Annotated in this window: 11 protein-coding genes; 4 read left to right on the plus strand and 7 right to left on the minus strand. The window is 62.9% G+C overall.

Translation table 11 applies throughout. From position 1 onward, the window contains the following. Nucleotides 1-154: 154 nt before the first annotated feature. Nucleotides 155-1,402, plus strand: coding sequence for a patatin-like phospholipase family protein (locus V7E26_RS15645; protein ID WP_324417542.1), 1,248 nt, complete (start codon nt 155-157; stop codon nt 1,400-1,402). A gap of 69 nt (nt 1,403-1,471) precedes the next feature. Here the strand turns inward: V7E26_RS15645 and V7E26_RS15650 are convergent, their stop codons facing one another. Together V7E26_RS15650 and V7E26_RS15655 are read right to left on the minus strand one after the other, a co-directional pair. Next, nucleotides 1,472-4,831 carry an adenylate/guanylate cyclase domain-containing protein gene (locus tag V7E26_RS15650; protein WP_324417544.1) on the minus strand — a complete coding sequence of 1,120 codons (3,360 nt, stop codon included), beginning with the start codon at nt 4,829-4,831 and terminating at the stop codon, nt 1,472-1,474. Between the two features lie 77 nt (nt 4,832-4,908). Then, entirely contained in the window at nt 4,909-5,958 is a 1,050-nt protein-coding gene (locus V7E26_RS15655) for an AI-2E family transporter (protein WP_324417546.1), read from the minus strand. Between the two features lie 162 nt (nt 5,959-6,120). Between V7E26_RS15655 and V7E26_RS15660 the strand changes: the two genes are divergently transcribed. Next, nucleotides 6,121-7,701, plus strand: a complete 1,581-nt coding sequence (locus V7E26_RS15660; protein ID WP_324417548.1) for a caspase family protein — start codon at nt 6,121-6,123, stop codon at nt 7,699-7,701. Between the two features lie 65 nt (nt 7,702-7,766). Here the strand turns inward: V7E26_RS15660 and V7E26_RS15665 are convergent, their stop codons facing one another. From V7E26_RS15665 to V7E26_RS15680, 4 genes are all read right to left on the minus strand, one after another. Further along, nucleotides 7,767-8,756 (minus strand): threonine ammonia-lyase, encoded by a 990-nt coding sequence (locus V7E26_RS15665; protein WP_324417550.1) that lies wholly within the window; start codon nt 8,754-8,756, stop codon nt 7,767-7,769. 104 nt (nt 8,757-8,860) lie between these two features. Continuing rightward, nucleotides 8,861-9,673 (minus strand): UDP-2,3-diacylglucosamine diphosphatase, encoded by an 813-nt coding sequence (locus V7E26_RS15670; RefSeq protein ID WP_324417552.1) that lies wholly within the window; start codon nt 9,671-9,673, stop codon nt 8,861-8,863. Between the two features lie 185 nt (nt 9,674-9,858). Further along, the gene (locus V7E26_RS15675; protein WP_324417554.1) at nt 9,859-11,403 is read right to left on the minus strand and encodes an acyl-CoA synthetase; all 1,545 of its coding nucleotides are present in this window, start codon (nt 11,401-11,403) and stop codon (nt 9,859-9,861) included. A 122-nt stretch (nt 11,404-11,525) separates the two neighbouring features. After that, nucleotides 11,526-12,341 carry a crotonase/enoyl-CoA hydratase family protein gene (locus V7E26_RS15680; protein ID WP_324417556.1) on the minus strand — a complete coding sequence of 272 codons (816 nt, stop codon included), beginning with the start codon at nt 12,339-12,341 and terminating at the stop codon, nt 11,526-11,528. A 101-nt stretch (nt 12,342-12,442) separates the two neighbouring features. Between V7E26_RS15680 and V7E26_RS15685 the strand changes: the two genes are divergently transcribed. Beyond that, nucleotides 12,443-13,315 (plus strand): SDR family oxidoreductase, encoded by an 873-nt coding sequence (locus V7E26_RS15685; protein WP_324417558.1) that lies wholly within the window; start codon nt 12,443-12,445, stop codon nt 13,313-13,315. 216 nt (nt 13,316-13,531) lie between these two features. Beyond that, nucleotides 13,532-15,112, plus strand: coding sequence for a fatty acid--CoA ligase (locus V7E26_RS15690; RefSeq protein WP_324417560.1), 1,581 nt, complete (start codon nt 13,532-13,534; stop codon nt 15,110-15,112). Nucleotides 15,113-15,278: 166 nt separating this feature from the next. Here V7E26_RS15690 and V7E26_RS15695 read toward each other — a convergent pair. Beyond that, the coding region (locus tag V7E26_RS15695) for an acyl-CoA dehydrogenase family protein (protein WP_324417565.1) at nt 15,279-15,406 on the minus strand (128 nt) is incomplete at its 5' end.

Consider the following 15,406-nt stretch of genomic DNA (forward strand, 5'->3'; position numbering starts at 1 on the left):
TGGTTCACAAGTGAACCAGCCAGACCGCGATACGCTGACGGTTCAATAGCATTTCGTGCCGAGCTTTGCGGATGCTGACCCAGGAACGGGTGGTCGAGCATTTGAGAGATTCAAAACTTTGATCTGGGAGTAAATTTCAGGAACGGAGGAGCCAATGGTGAAGAGAGCAATCGCGCTTGGCGGTGGCGGTCCGGCAGCCGGGCTACACATTGGGGTTCTGGAAGCTCTTGCCAACAGAGGAATCACCTTTGATGTCTGGGCATTGTCCTGCATCGGTGCCTGGGTTGGGATCGTCTACAATCAATTTGATAAAACAAGAAATGAGGACAGGGCGGAAAAGACGTATCAATTCTTCAAGAATGGCGTGTTTCGAGACGACGAAGGCTACAGGCGCTTTCCCGTAAACACCGTGTTTGGTGCGAACTGGGGAGGCATCAGCAACGCTCTGACCGACTTCGTCATCGATCCCAACACCTATCGGCATTTGTGGGATTCAACGAGCATCGCGAATGCCGTCAGGGACACCATGTCGCTCTGGTTTCCCAATCAGAAGTTCACGGTCCCCGACGCGGGGGACATGAACAGATGGATTCTCAATCAGGTACTGGCACCCAATCCTTTCGTTCGCTATTTCACGTCCATGATGTACCTGTCCCACGTCACTGGCCTCTCAAGGATCAACTATCCGCAGAGCCAGTTCATGAAGAGCATAAATTTCGAGGCGCTGAAAAAGCCCGAAGCGCCCGCCATATTTCACAACGCCTGGAATCTTGTCGACCACAAGCTCGCGCTGTTTTCCAACCGGCCAATGACCCAGAAAGACGACGAGAAAGAGTACAAGGGGCCGATCAGCGCATCCAGCCTTTGCGCCTGTTCAGCTCTTCCCTTCGTCGAAGAAACCGTAGAGATCGACGGAGTTACGTACTGCGAAGGAGCGCTGATCGACACCGTCAACTTCGTGAGTTTGCTCGAGGAGCATCCTGACCTGGAGGAAATATGGGTGAGCAGGATCGTCGATTCCAAGCAGGTCCGCAAACCGAAGAACCTTCATGATGCCCTGGCAAATCTCTGCCAGCTATTCGCAGCAACCGTTGGCGAAGATGATGTGAAGATCTTCAAATATCACGTGCGGTACGACGAACCGAAATGGCAAGGCACAATCGTCGAGATCCAGGTGCCGGGGCACGTCAGCTTCAAATGGAACCACAGCAACCTGACTGCCGGGCGAAGGTTGGGGAAAGCCGCTGCGGAACAGGCCATCAAGGCATTTGAAGAACATCGAAGCCGGCCGGCGCATCCCGGGCCACACTTCATAAACGAGGATCCAAAGAAAAACGACAAGGAAGGATGGCAAAAAGTGCGAGACACGTATCGTGAATGTCAAACGTTTGCGGATGCGTAGTACCGAGGCAACACCGCCCTGCAAGCGACTTGCCGAGCCATACTCCAAAAGCCCGTGATCCAGACGGCGTTATCGGAGTCGGTCGAGCAATGCCTTTGCCTGCTTGAGATCCTGGGTTTCGAAGCCCTCGGTGAATCCGGCATAGACCGGCGCGAGCAGGTCGAGCGCTTGCTCGCGCCTGCCCTGATCGATCCACAAGGCGGCAAGGTCTGTCGCAACCCGAAGTTCAAGGGCCCTGGCATGCTGGCTTCTTGCGGTGTTCAAGGCCTGGTCGAGCAATGATTGCGCCTCGGTGCCGGCTCCCGTTACGCCGCGGGAGAGCAGCACCCGCGCCTTCAGCCGATAAAGTTCGGCCTCAAATATCCGTTCGCTGTTGCGACTGGTGGTGGCGAGGCCCTGCTCGACAAGCTCCAGCGTGACGTCGCCTTGACCGCTCGACAACAATGCCGGCGTCAGGAGCACGTACAAGGCCGTGATGCCGAGCTGATAGCCCGCGCCGCGATATTCGTTCATTGCCGTGCGAATTTCCGCGAGCGCAGCGGACGAAGGGTCAAGAAACGTGGCACTGATCCCCCGGACGGCGCGCGACAATCCCTGCCATTGCCGAAATCCGTGCTCCTCCGACAACGCGAGACAGCGCTGGGCATAGCGATGCGCGGCCACGAACTCGCCCCGAAGCGCGTGAAGCACGGACCCATAATAACATCCATAGGCCTGCGAATGCGGATGACTGATGTCGTCGGCACGCTGAATGGCGGCATTGAGACGCGCGAGCGCGGCATCGGCACGGCCCAGTAGCCAGAGCGCCCATGACATCAGGGCAAGATCGGCCACGCCCGCATCCTGACCGGCCGCACGCGCCGCCAATCGTTCCTGCTCGCTGCTCGTTTCGAACGCATCGAAGGCCGCTTCGATCACCTCGCGTGCGCCTGTGAGATGTCCCATGAAAAGGCGAATCATCCCTTGCCCGCGCATCGCGTTGAGCAAGACTGGTCGGTCGCCGTGCGCCCGGGCGAGATCGAGCAACGGCGAAATCATTTCCTCGGCCACCGGCAACTCGCCACGAATGACGCTCGCAGTGGTCAACCAGAACATGATTTGCAGTTCCTCGGGGGGATCTCCGAGGCGCTGGCACAGCTCGCGCGCACGAGCAAAGGTCGCCACCGCATGTGGTGAGGCCGGCCCCTGGGTCGCGATCAGGCACGGTCCCAGCGCAAACTGGAAATCGAGCTCCCGTCTGTCCTTGCGAGTGTCGTCGGCCAGATGAGCAAGCACCTCGATACCCTTCCTCAAGTGCGCGATGGCCTCGAGGTTGGCGGAGCGCATGGCGGCCTTCCTGCCTGCCTGGAGCCAGTATTCCACCGCCTTCTCGAACAGCCCGGCCTCCGTCAGGTGGAGCGCGAGAGTCTCGGGTTGTGTTTCCACAATTTCGGGGAACCGCTGCTCGAAGACGTCTGCGATTGTGGCGTGAAGCGCGGCGCGTCGGCTCTTCAGGAGTCCCGCTTCGGCAGCGTCCCGCACCAGCGCATGCTTGAAGGTATAGACCGCGCGGGGTATCTCGCCCCGGCAGAATATCAACTCCGCCTGAACCAGCTGCGCAAGCGCCTCCTCGAGCCTCTGCCTTGGCAACCCGGTGACGGCGCTCAGGAGTTCGTAGGAGAACTCGCGTCCCACGACTGCTCCGATCTGAGCCACGTCCTTCACCGGGGCCAGTCGGTCGAGCCTGGCCATCAGCGATGCGTTCAATGTCGTTGGAATCGCCATCGAGGGCAGCGGACGGCTGAGCATGTAATGGTCGCCCCGCTCCTGCAACAGTCCGGTTTCGAGAACGGCCTTGGTCAGTTCCTCGACGAACAGGGGCACGCCGTCGGTACGGGCGAGGATTTGCTCCATTACCTCTTCCGGGAGCGTCTTGCCGGCCGTGATGCGCTCAACCAATGCCGCCCCGCTGCGCCGGTTCAGCCGCGTGAGCGAAAGCGTCGTCACATGTGCATGACCGGGCCAAGGCGGCGTGAATTCCGGTCTCGCTGTGATGAGCAGCAGCACCCGAAGTCGCGGCAGCCTTTCCAGTGTCACCGTGAGCAGTTCCAGCGACGTCGGGTCCGCCCAATGGACATCCTCGAAGATGATGAGCACCGGCTGCCGCGCCGCCAATGCTTCGAGCTGAGCCATGAACGCCGCCAGCGTCATCTCCTTGCGCTTCTGCGGACTCAGGTCAGGCAGGCTGTAGCGGTTGCTGAGCGGCAGCGACAGCAGGGTGGCCAGAGCCGGCACCACCCAGTCTTCGTCAACGCCAGACCGCAAGAGAAAGGCTTCAAGCTTGGCAAATTTGTCCGTCGGCGTTTCGCCTCGCTCGAATCGAGCGGCACGTTCCAGGTTGGCAATCAATGGATACAGCGCACTATTGGTGTGGTGCGCCGAGCAGAATTGGCTTACCGCAATGTGAGGTTCGGCCTGGAGCCGCTCTTGAAGCGCCAGCGCGATGTGCGACTTGCCGATCCCCGGCTCTCCGGTCAGAAGCACCACGCAGCCTTCGCCCGACGCCGCACTCCGCCAGCGCCGCAACAGCAGTTCGATCTCCTCGTCGCGCCCGATCGGCGGTGTCAATCGAGTCTTGTGCAGTGCCTCGAAACGGCTTTCCACGCCGCTTATCCCGAGCACCTGCCAGGCGGGTATCGGCTCCGCCCATCCCTTGAGCGCGACAGTGCCGAGATTGCGGTATTCGAAGTATCCTCCGGTGAGCTGATGCGTGCTCTCGGAGATCAGCACCATACCGGGCTCGGCGAACTGCTGCAGGCGCGCTGCCAGGTTCGGTGTCTCTCCAATGACGGCCTGCTCCTTGGCGGCGCCCTCGCCGCTCAGATCGCCCACGACCACCATGCCGGTGGCGATGCCAATGCGGACCTGCAGCTTTGTGCCGATATGAGTCTGGAGGTTGGCCACGGCATCGACCAGTGTCAGTCCCGCGCGCGTCGCCTGCTCGGCATCGTCCTCGTGCGCCTGGGGATAGCCGAAATAGGCCAGAACGCCATCGCCCATGTACCGGGCGATGATGCCGTCATTCCGGGAGATAACCTCCGCGATGCAGTCGTGATAGGCGCCGATGACCGAGCGCAAATCCTCCGGATCGAGTCGGGCCGCGAGTGCCGAAGAATCCACCAGATCGCAGAACATGACCGTGAGCTGGCGCCGTTCGGCGCTATCCCTCGGCGCTGGTTTGGCTCTCGTGTCAGGAGATACCGGGACTTCGCGATCAAGTTGCCCAATCGCGCGCAGGATCTTGCGCCGGTGCCCGAGCAGGACGCCGAGGTCCTTGAGGTCCTGCTCCGTGAGATCGCTCACGACCGAGAGGTCGATAGCGTTCTCGGCGAAACGCTGGGCGTATTCGCCCAAACCAATCGATGCCAGCCACTCTGCGATACCTGTCATGGTATACCTATGGCCAATGCGATCAGAATAGCACATTGGAGACAATTGCGAAGGTTCAAGGTTACCCTTGTCGGCCTTTATGAGTCCTGAAGCTTGCCCGGCTTGACCTGGTCCGCGCCGCCGAGCAGATCGGCGACCCAGCGGGTCGACGGATGCGCGGCGCAGAAGGTGAGGATGGCGAGCGTGATGGGCACGCCGATGAAGGTGCCGAACAATCCCCACAGGAAGCTCCAGAGGAAGATCACAAACAGCACCAGCATCGGCGAAATCGACAGCATGTTGCCGGCCACCCGCGGCTCGATGTAGCTGCCGACCGCGAACTGGATGATGTTCAGGCAAACGAAGACGCCGAACACCGCAGGCCAGCTCTCGAACTGGGTCATCGCCAGCAGGGTCGGAAACAGCGTCGCGATGAACGGGCCGATGAACGGGATATAGTTGAGCACGAAGGCGATCACGCCCCACTCCAGCGCGAACGGAAGTCCGGTAACCCAGGCGAACGTGCCGACCAAAAGGCCCGTGACGGCACTCATCAGCGTTCGCACCATGAGGTACCGTCGAAGCTTTGCCGCGGTTGCGGCGCCGCCGCCGAGCAGCACGGAAGCGGCGGTCCGGTTTTCCAGACGCTCGATCCTTCGCCTGATGTCATCGACCTCGAGAAGTCCGAGCATGACGTAGACCAGCGCAATCACCCAGAAGCTCAGCGTGGTATTGACGCGGCCGGTGACGTACTGCGTCGCACGCAACATCCAGCCGACGTTGAAATGCTCGGCCCATAATGCCGCGACCGAGACGCCGTGGCCGTCCAGCCAAGCGACAGTTGCCTCGTAGAAGGCCTGATAGCGCGCGATATCAGTGAGCAGCGAATGCCCCACGCGGCCGAATCCCCATGCCGCAAGCGAAGCGAGCGCGAAGCAGACCGTCACGGTGATCATGATGGTGATGGCCAGTGCGACGAGCTTCGGCATCCCCCGTTGCAGCCGCTTTTGAATCGGCCACACCACGGCAATGATGAAGGCGGCCGCCGCAAGCGGCGCGAACACCTGGCTCGCCTCGGCCAGCGCCGCGGCAACCAGCACCGCCGCGATGATTCCGATCGCAGCCTTTATTCCTGGGTTTACCCCCATGACGACCCCTTCGACGTGCGGCAGATCGAGATTGTCAGGTGAGGTATGCCGCCGCAAGTGGCACTGGCGATAACGTGACTGCGGTCACGTACCCGCCCCCTGAATCGCCCTAGCGTTTCCGCAGCTAACCGCGGCTCGCGCGATCCGCTTCAGGAGGCTGCCATGTCCCGTTTCAAGTCATCGCTGTTACGCGTCGGCCTGCTGGCGGGCCTGCTCGGCCTTGCGGCCGGCGGCGCGGCATTCGCCGAAGCCCCGAGTGCCGACATCCGTACCGGCATGCAGGCGCCGCCACCCGAACAGCGGGTCGCGCTGGTCATCGGCAATTCGAATTACCAGGCAGCGCCGAGGCTGGCCAATCCCGGCAACGACGCGCAATCGGTGGCGCAGCTTTTGAACTCGGCCGGCTTTGAGGTCACGCAGGCAACGGACCTGACGCGCGGCGAGATGATCAAGGTCGTGCAGGACTTCTCCGCCAAGGTGGGCGAGCGCGGCCCCCGCACGGTGGCAATGGTCTACTATGCCGGCCACGGCGTGCAGGTGGCGGGCGAGAACTATCTGCTGCCGGTCGATGCGAAGATATCCGCGCCCTCCGATCTCGACGGCAACTCGCTGCGGCTGGTCGACGTGATGGGCACGCTGGAATCGATCCCGAGCCGGATGCGCATCGTGGTGCTCGATGCCTGTCGCAACAATCCGTTCCCCGATATCAACGACAACGGGCGCGGACTTGCCATCGTCGACGCGCCGAACGGCTCGATCGTGGGCTACTCGACCTCGCCCGGCATGGAGGCGCAGGACGGCGACGGCAATCACAGCCCGTATACGTCGGCGTTCCTGAACAGCGCCCGCGTGCCGAACCTGCCGATCGAGCAATTGTTCAAGCGCATCAGGCTCGAGGTCAACACCGCGACCAATGGCCGCCAGACGCCCTGGGAAAGCTCGTCGCTGACCTCCGACTTCTATTTCTTCGGCGATACCGTGATGGCTGCAGGCCATGCGCCGGATCGCACCCCGATCATGCAGGTGGCGTCGAATCTGCCCTCGCGCTCGGTGCGCCAGGCCTACGATTACGTGCTGTCCGAAGGCTCGCCCGAATATTATGAGGAGTTCATCCGCCTCTACCCGAATGACCCGCTGTGCGATCACGTCCGCGTGCTGCTCGGCAACCTCGTGGTGGCGAAGGCCTGGCACAAGGCGGTGCTGGCGAACTCTCCCTTCGCCTACAAGACGTTCCACGACAATTTTGCCAGCAGCCCCTACGCCAGGACGGCACTGAACATGCAGGTCAAGCCGAAGGCGGTGCCGCTGATGCAGTTCACCCATCTGGCAAAGCAGTCGCCGAGCTTCAAGCCGGGCAATTTCGGCGCCCAGGCTCACATGGGAATGCCGTCCAGGATCGTCACGCTGCCCGCCAAGGGCATCGACGGGAATAACCCGATCAATGGCAGGGTGAATGGCGGCAATATGGGCAAGGCCATGGGACTACCCGGCAAGGGCAACTCGATGCCGATCAATGCCGGCAAGAACGGTGGCAATATCGGCAAGGTCACGTCCCTGCCCCCGCGCGTCCACAACCACCCGACGCGGTTTTCCAGGCCTGCCTTCACGAAAAGGCCCATGATGAACACCGCGCCGCGTCATTTCGGCAGCCGCATGGGCGGCGGCGGTTTCGGTCAGCGCTTTGCCGGCCCGTCCCACGGTTCATTCGGCGGAGGTTTTGGCGGTGGCTTCAGGCACCGCTGAGCGCGCCGGACAACAAAAAACGGGCGGAGCGCAGGCTCTGCCCGTTTTCGCTTGAGATCGAATGATCAGGCGACCAGCTTTGCGAACAGGTCAGCGTCGACATTGCCGCCGGAGAGCACGATGACGACGTTCTTGCCCTTGGCGTCGATCCGGCCGGCCAAGAGCGCAGCCAAGCCGACGGCGCCGCCCGGCTCGACCACCAGTTTCAATTCGCGATAGGCATAGGCGACGGCAGCGCCGACTTCCTCGTCGGAGGCGGTCACGCCGTTTGCCAGCAGCTTGCTGTTGATCGAGAAAGTGAGTTCGCCTGGCATCGCCGCCATCAGCGCGTCGCAGATGGTGCGGCCGGCGGCGTGATGGGCTTCGCGATGGCCGGCGCGCAGCGACAGGCCGTGGTCGTCATAGTCCTTGGGCTCGGCGACGATCACCTGGGCCTGGGGGAATTTCGACTTCACCGCCGTCGCGACACCGGCGATCAGTCCGCCGCCCGAGGCCGGCGCCACCACGACATCGGGGCTGAGGCCGAGCGCCGTCATGTCCTCGGCGATCTCGCGGCCCGCCGTGCCCTGGCCTGCGATCACGAAAGGATCGTCATAGGGGCGCACCAGCGTCGCGCCGCGCTTGGCCGCAATGCCGTTGGCGATGGCCTCGCGATCTTCCTTGTCACGGTCGTAAAGCACCACTTCGGCGCCGTAGCCCTTGGTCCGCTCCCGCTTGGTGACGGGGGAGTCCGCAGGCATCACGATGGTAGCCTGCATGTTCAGGATCTGCGCCGCCGCCGCCACGCCCTGGGCGTGGTTGCCGGAGGAGAACGCCACGACCCCGCCGCCGCGTCTGTCCTGCGGGATCGAGGCCAGCTTGTTGAAGGCGCCGCGGAATTTGAACGATCCGGTCCGCTGCAGCATTTCGGGCTTCAGGAACACCTTGGTCCCGACGCGCTCGTTGAGCACGGGGAACGACAGTAACGGCGTACGCACCGCAAAGGGTGCAACGACCCTGGCGGCGGCCTCGATATCGGCCGCGCCAATGGCTGGATTCTGGACGGGTTCTGGCATCCGCAATTTGTATCGCGGCTACCGATGGGCGAGCAAGACGATTTGGCGTGATCCCATATGGTCAAATACGGGCCGTTGGCGCGAATTCAGCCCAATCGCCCCTTTTATGCGGCGCGCGCGGCGACCCGGGGAACCGGTGCCGCCCGTCGCTCCGGATCGGCCCAGGTGATGATCTCGAACCGGCCGTCCTCATGCTCGACCAGCGCCGTGCAGCTTTCCACCCAATCGCCGCAGTTCATGTAGCGGATGCCGTGTTCGTCGCGGATGGTCGCATAATGGATGTGCCCGCAGATCACGCCGTCGGCGCCGTGCCGCCGCGCCTCGCCGGCCAGCGTCTTCTCGAAGGCGCCGATATAGTTGACGGCGTTCTTGACCTTCAGCTTGGCCCATTGCGACAGCGACCAATAGGGCACGCCGAACATGCGCCGGAAGAAGTTGACCAGGCGGTTCATCTGGATGGCGAAGTCGTAGGCTTTGTCGCCGAGATGGGCGAGCCAGCGCGCGTTCTGCACCACGAGGTCGAAGATGTCGCCGTGGATGATCAGGTAGCGCTTGCCGTCGACGCCCTCATGAACGGTGTTTTCCACCACGTCGATGCCGCCGAAATGCGTGCCGTAATAGTTGCGCAGGAACTCGTCGTGATTGCCCGGCACGTAGATGACCTTGGCGCCCTTGCGCGCCTTGCGCAGCATCTTCTGCACGAAGTCATTGTGCGATTGCGGCCAGTACCAGCTCGACTTCAGCGCCCAGCCATCGACGATGTCGCCGACGAGATAGATGGTATCGGCATCATGAGTCCTGAGGAAATCCAGCAACCGGTCAGCCTGCGAGCCGCGCGCACCGAGATGGACATCTGAAATAAACAAGGTACGAAAGCGCCGTTCCGGGCTTTCTTCACTCAAGGCGTCACTACCCATACCCGTCCCCTGACAGATTTCTGTGACAGGGCGATGACTGATTCACGCGGCCCAAAGCCCCACGAGAATCAATGCCGCACCCCCATGTCAGCGGATAGCAGCGCGATACGACAGCGGAGCGACATGGCAGTGTTCTTGCGAAGGCTGCTGTTGGTTAACGGTCGCTCCGCAATCGCCGAAAATCGTCAGATCCTTCGCCCCGCCCGCTCCCAATAGGGATCGCGCAGGCGGCGCTTGAAGATCTTGCCGGAATCTTCCCGCGGCAGGTTGGACTGGATCTCGATGTGCTTCGGAACCTTGTAGTCGGCGAGCGAGACCTTGAGCTGCGCGCGGATCGCGGCGAGATCGAGCGTCACCCCCGGCTGCGGCTCCACCACGGCCATCAGCGCCTCGCCGAATTCGGCGTCGGGAATGCCGAACACCGCGCAATCATGCACGCCGGGGATCGCGTGCAGCGCGGCCTCGATCTCGGCCGGATAGATGTTGACGCCGCCCGAGATCACCATGTCGCGCTTGCGGTCGCAGATGAAGACATAGCCGTCGGCATCGATGTAGCCGACATCGCCCGAGGTGATGAATCCCTCGCGGTCGATCTCGGTGCGCTTCTCCGGCTTGTTGTGGTAGGTGAAGTCCGGATTGCCGGCGATGCGCGAATAGATCTCGCCGATCTCGCCCTGCGGCAGCTCCCTGCCGTCATCGCCGATGAAGCGCAGCTCCGCGCCGGGCGAAATCTTGCCGACCGTGCCTGGCCGTTTCAGCGCGTCCTCGGAGGTCGCAAAGGTGACCGCGCCCGATTCGGTCGAGCCGTAGAATTCATAAATGACCGGCCCCCACCACTCGATCATCGCGCGCTTGACGTCGGCCGGACAAGGCGCGGCCGCATGGATGATGTGGCGCAGCGACGACATGTCGTACTTCCTGCGCACCTGCTCCGGCAGCTTCATCAGGCGGATGAACATCGTCGGCACCATGAAGATGGTGTCGATCTTTTCGGTCGCGATGACGCGCAGGAATTCCTCCGGGTCGAAACGCGGCATGATCACCAGTGCACCGCCGAGACGGCCGCCGCGCAGGCCGAACGAATTCGGCGCGGAATGATAGAGCGGTCCCGGCAGCAGCGCGCGGGCCCCCGGCTTCAGGCCATAGATCATCGCGCGCATGCGTTCCGCATTGGCGGTCTGTTCCGGCGTCGGTGCGGAGCGGCGCACACCCTTGGGATGGCCTGTCGTGCCCGAGGTGTAGATCATGTTCTGCGGCTGCGGCACCACCGGCCCGTCATAGCGCGGGTGCTGCTTCAGCCAGGATTCGAAATCGATCGCAAAGTCCGGCGTTCCAAGATGATCCGGATCGATCCTGTAGTTCGCGAGGATTTCCGGCGGCGTCGGCACGCTGAGCGCGGTAATGCCTTGCGGGATCGCCTCGCGCAGTTGATGCAGCATGTCGGCATGCGCGATCAGCACCGAGGTGCCGCAATCCTTCAGCACATAGTTGATCTCTTCCGGCTTGAAGTGCCAGTTGACCGGCACCCCATAGGCGCCGAGCCGCATCGCCGCGTAGGCCGCCTCGATGAAGGCGATGTCGTTGCGCATCAGCATGGCGACGCTGTCGCCTTGCTTGACGCCGAGCTTCTGCAAACCGCTGGCGATACGATCGGCGCGATCGGCGACTTCGTCATGGCTGCGCCGTCGCCCGCCGCTGATGATGCCGAGGAAGAGTTGGGAGGCTGACATTGTCTCTTTCCGATCTGTGGTCGGGTTTGCGTAAGCGTCATTCCGGGATGGTGCGCAAGCACCAGACCCGGAATCTCGAGATTCCGGGTTCGACGCTTCGCGCCGCCCCGGAACGACCGAAACTATCCCGCCTCCGCGAACCGCGGCGCGCGTTTTTCCATGTTGGCGCGCACGGCCTCGGTCTGGTTGGAACTGCCGATCAGCTTCTGCTGCTCGACGGATTCGGCGAGCAGCGCCGGCGCCGGATCGACCGAGAGCTTGTTGAGCATGCGCTTGGCGGCGCGGATCGCGTCGGGGCTCTTGCCGGCGATTTCGCGCGCGACCTCGAGCGCCGCGGCACGCGGGTCGTCGCAGATCCGCGTCGCGAGACCGTAGCTCATGGCCTCCTGCGCGGAGAAGATGCGGCCGGTATAGGTGAGGTCGCGCAGGATATCGTCGCGCACAAGGCTCGCGAGGATCGGCGTGCCCGCCATGTCGGGCACCAGGCCCCATTTGATTTCCATGATCGACATCCGCGCGTCCAGCGTGAGGAAGCGCATGTCCGCGCCGAGCGCAAGCTGGAAGCCGCCGCCGAACGCCACGCCCTGGATCGCGGCAATCACGGGCACCGGAAGCTCGCGCCAGCCCCAGACCGCCTGCTGCGGGAAGTTCGCGATGCCATGCGTGCGTGCAGTCAGGTCCCGCTTCTCGCCGCCGGCGATCCCGTTACCGCCATTTTCCTTCATGGCCTGGAAGCGCCCCATGTCGAGACCGGCGCAGAACGCCCGCCCCTCGCCGGACAATACTACCACCCTGACGCCTTTTTCATGGGCCAAACGTTCGGTTGCCGCGACCAGCGCCTCGAACATGGCCGCATCGAGCGCATTCATCTTGTCCGCCCGCACCAGCCGGACATCGGCGATTCCGTCCGAAATCGAGATCGATACGCGTTGCTCCATGATTAAAATCCTCCACACTTCCTTCTTGGCGCTTTACAGAAAGGCCGTTGTCCGGTTTTAGTCAATCGGTCAATTAACAGACAATCCCGTGGGTGGAAACGATGTTCAACGATCAGCTTCTCGCCGGACGACGTATCCTCGTGACTGGAGGCGGCACGGGCCTCGGCAAATCCATGGCCGCGCGGTTTCTGCAACTGGGAGCCGAGGTCCATATTTGCGGCCGCCGCAAGATTGTATGCGACGAGACCGCGACCGAACTGATGGACCAGCATGGCGGACGCGTCGTCAGTCACGGCGTCGACATCCGCAACTCGATGGCGGTCGACGAGATGATCGAACAGATCTGGGCCTCGGGTCCCCTCACCGATCTCATCAACAATGCCGCGGGCAATTTCATCTCGCGCTCGGAAGATCTCTCGCCGCGCGGCTTTGACGCCGTCGCCAACATCGTGATGCACGGCACCTTCTACGTGACCCATGCGGTGGGACGGCGCTGGATTGCGGCCAAACAGCGCGGCAACGTCGTGTCGATCACCGTGACCTGGGTGCGCAACGGATCGCCCTATGTGGTGCCGTCGGCGATGAGCAAATCGGCGATCCACGCCATGACGATGTCGCTCGCGGTCGAATGGGGCAAATACGGCATCCGCCTCAACACCATTGCGCCGGGCGAAATCCCGACCGAGGGCATGAGCAAGCGCATCAAGCCGGGCGACGAGGCCGGCGCGCGCACCAGGGCGCAGAACCCGATGGGCCGGGTCGGCACCATGGAGGAATTGCAGAACCTCGCGGTGTTCCTGATCTCCGGCGGCTGCGACTGGATCACCGGCGAGACCATCGCCATGGACGGCGGCCAGGCGCTCGCGATGGGCGGCAACTTCTACCAGTTGCGCGACTGGAGCGACGACGACTGGAACAAGGCCCGCGACTCGATCAAGGCGCAGAACGAGAAGGACCGCGCCTCGCGCGGGTAATTGTCGTCCCTGCGAACGCAGGGACCCATAACCACCAGCGCCAATTGTTCCGAAGATAACCAGCCGCCTCGGCTTACCGACAGGCCGCGGCGTATGGGTCCCTGCGTTCGCAGGGACGACGACACGATGAAACGTCATGTCAATTCTACCGTATTGTCTTTGTTGCGCGATATCGCCAAACTCCGCGCAACGATAACAAGACGATACGGGAGAGACATGTCCGCCGCCCAGCAACCGACGAACCTTGCCGACATGGTGCGCGAGCGCGCCAGATCGCGCGGCAATGCCATCGCCTATGAATTCGAGGGACGGCACACCACCTTCGCCGAGTTCGACGTCAAGACCAACCGCGTCGCGAATGCGCTTGTAGCGCTCGGCGTCAAGCCGGGCGAGCGGATCGCCTATCTCGGCAAGAACAGCGATTTCTATTTCGAGCTCCTGATGGGCGCGATGAAGGCGAATGTCGTGATGGCGCCGGTCAACTGGCGCCTCGCCGGCCCCGAGATCGCCTTCATCGTCGGCGACTGCAAGGCGCCGGTACTGTTCGTGGGTCCGGAATTCATCACACAGGTCCGCAACATCAAGGCGCAGTTGCCCGATGTCCGCACCGTCATCACCACGGAAGGCGGCGCGCCGGAATGGCAGGATTTTGCCGCCTGGCGCGATGCGGCCAGCGGCGACGACCCGAAGGAGCCGATCAGCCCAAAGGACATCGCGATCCAGCTCTACACCTCCGGCACCACGGGCAAGCCCAAGGGCGCGATGCTGTCGCACGCCAACTTCCTCAACCTCGTGCAGGCCGGCAATGAGGCCGAGAAGCCCGAATGGAACAGGTGGACGACCGACGACGTCTCCTTGGTGGCGATGCCGATCTTTCATATCGGCGGCTCCGGCTGGGGCGTGATGGGGCTCTATCACGGCGCCAGGGGCGTGATCGCCCGTGAATTCGATCCGACCAAGGTGCTCGACTTCTTCGAGCAGTCCGGAATCACCAAGCTCTTCATGGTGCCGGGCGCGATGCAGTTCGTGGTGCGTCAGCCGCGCGCGCGGCAGGTCGATTTCTCGCGCCTGAAATACATGCTCTACGGCGCCTCGCCGATCCCGGCCGCGCTCCTGAAGGAGTGCATCGATGTGTTCAAGTGCGGCTTCGTGCAGATGTACGGCATGACCGAGACGACGGGCACCATCGTCGCCCTTTCGCCGGAGGACCATGTCGAGGGGCTGGAGCGCATGCGCTCGGCCGGCAAGGCCCTGCCCGGCATCGAATTGGCGATCCTCGATCCTGACGGCAACCAACTGCCGCCGCGGCAGGTCGGCGAGATCGCCACCCGCTCCGGCTCCAACATGGCCGGGTACTGGAATCTGCCGGAGGCCACCGCGGCGACGCTGCGCAGCGACGGCTGGCTGCGCACCGGCGACGCCGGCTACATGGACGAGGACGGCTATCTCTATATCCACGACCGCATCAAGGACATGATCATCTCCGGCGGCGAGAACATCTATCCGGCGGAAGTCGAGAGCGCGCTGTGCGATCATCCCGATGTGGCCGAGGCCGCCGTGATCGGCATTCCCGACGACAAATGGGGCGAAGCCGTCAAGGCGATGGTCGTGATGAAACCCGGCAAGCATGCGACCGCCACCGACATCATCAACTTCACCCGCGAGCGCATCGCGGGATTCAAGACGCCGAAGACGGTCGACTTCCTGGAGGCGCTGCCGCGCAACCCGTCGGGGAAGATCTTGCGGCGGAATCTGCGGGAGCCGTATTGGGCGGGCAAGGACCGGCAGGTGAATTGATCGTCCTCCGCTGTCGTCGCCCGCCTTGCGCGCGATTGCGCACTGGGGCGGGTGATCCAGTATTCCAGAGACGGCGGTGATTGAACGGACAGGCCGCGGCGTACTGGATACCCCGCCTTCGCGGGGCATGACGACGACGAGATGTGTGGCGGTCGCCACGCGGCTCTCAATGCTTCCCCGCTCCCATGTAACCGAACAGGAATCCCGCCACCTTGCGCTTCTGGATTTCCTCGCTGCCCTCGGTGATGCGGTAGCGGCGGTGGTGGCGGTAGATGTGCTCGAACGGCTTGTGGC

This window comes from Bradyrhizobium sp., from assembly GCF_036735945.1.
In the GTDB taxonomy this organism is placed as follows: domain Bacteria; phylum Pseudomonadota; class Alphaproteobacteria; order Rhizobiales; family Xanthobacteraceae; genus Bradyrhizobium.

Coding starts and splice junctions, on each gene's coding strand:
- V7E26_RS15655 (WP_324417546.1), bottom strand. CDS start 5,958: ATGGGGGTAAACCCAGGAATAAAGGCTGCGATCGGAATCATCGCGGCG.
- V7E26_RS15645 (WP_324417542.1), top strand. CDS start 155: ATGGTGAAGAGAGCAATCGCGCTTGGCGGTGGCGGTCCGGCAGCCGGG.
- V7E26_RS15670 (WP_324417552.1), bottom strand. CDS start 9,673: ATGGGTAGTGACGCCTTGAGTGAAGAAAGCCCGGAACGGCGCTTTCGT.
- V7E26_RS15680 (WP_324417556.1), bottom strand. CDS start 12,341: ATGGAGCAACGCGTATCGATCTCGATTTCGGACGGAATCGCCGATGTC.
- V7E26_RS15685 (WP_324417558.1), top strand. CDS start 12,443: ATGTTCAACGATCAGCTTCTCGCCGGACGACGTATCCTCGTGACTGGA.
- V7E26_RS15675 (WP_324417554.1), bottom strand. CDS start 11,403: ATGTCAGCCTCCCAACTCTTCCTCGGCATCATCAGCGGCGGGCGACGG.
- V7E26_RS15690 (WP_324417560.1), top strand. CDS start 13,532: ATGTCCGCCGCCCAGCAACCGACGAACCTTGCCGACATGGTGCGCGAG.
- V7E26_RS15660 (WP_324417548.1), top strand. CDS start 6,121: ATGTCCCGTTTCAAGTCATCGCTGTTACGCGTCGGCCTGCTGGCGGGC.
- V7E26_RS15650 (WP_324417544.1), bottom strand. CDS start 4,831: ATGACAGGTATCGCAGAGTGGCTGGCATCGATTGGTTTGGGCGAATAC.
- V7E26_RS15665 (WP_324417550.1), bottom strand. CDS start 8,756: ATGCCAGAACCCGTCCAGAATCCAGCCATTGGCGCGGCCGATATCGAG.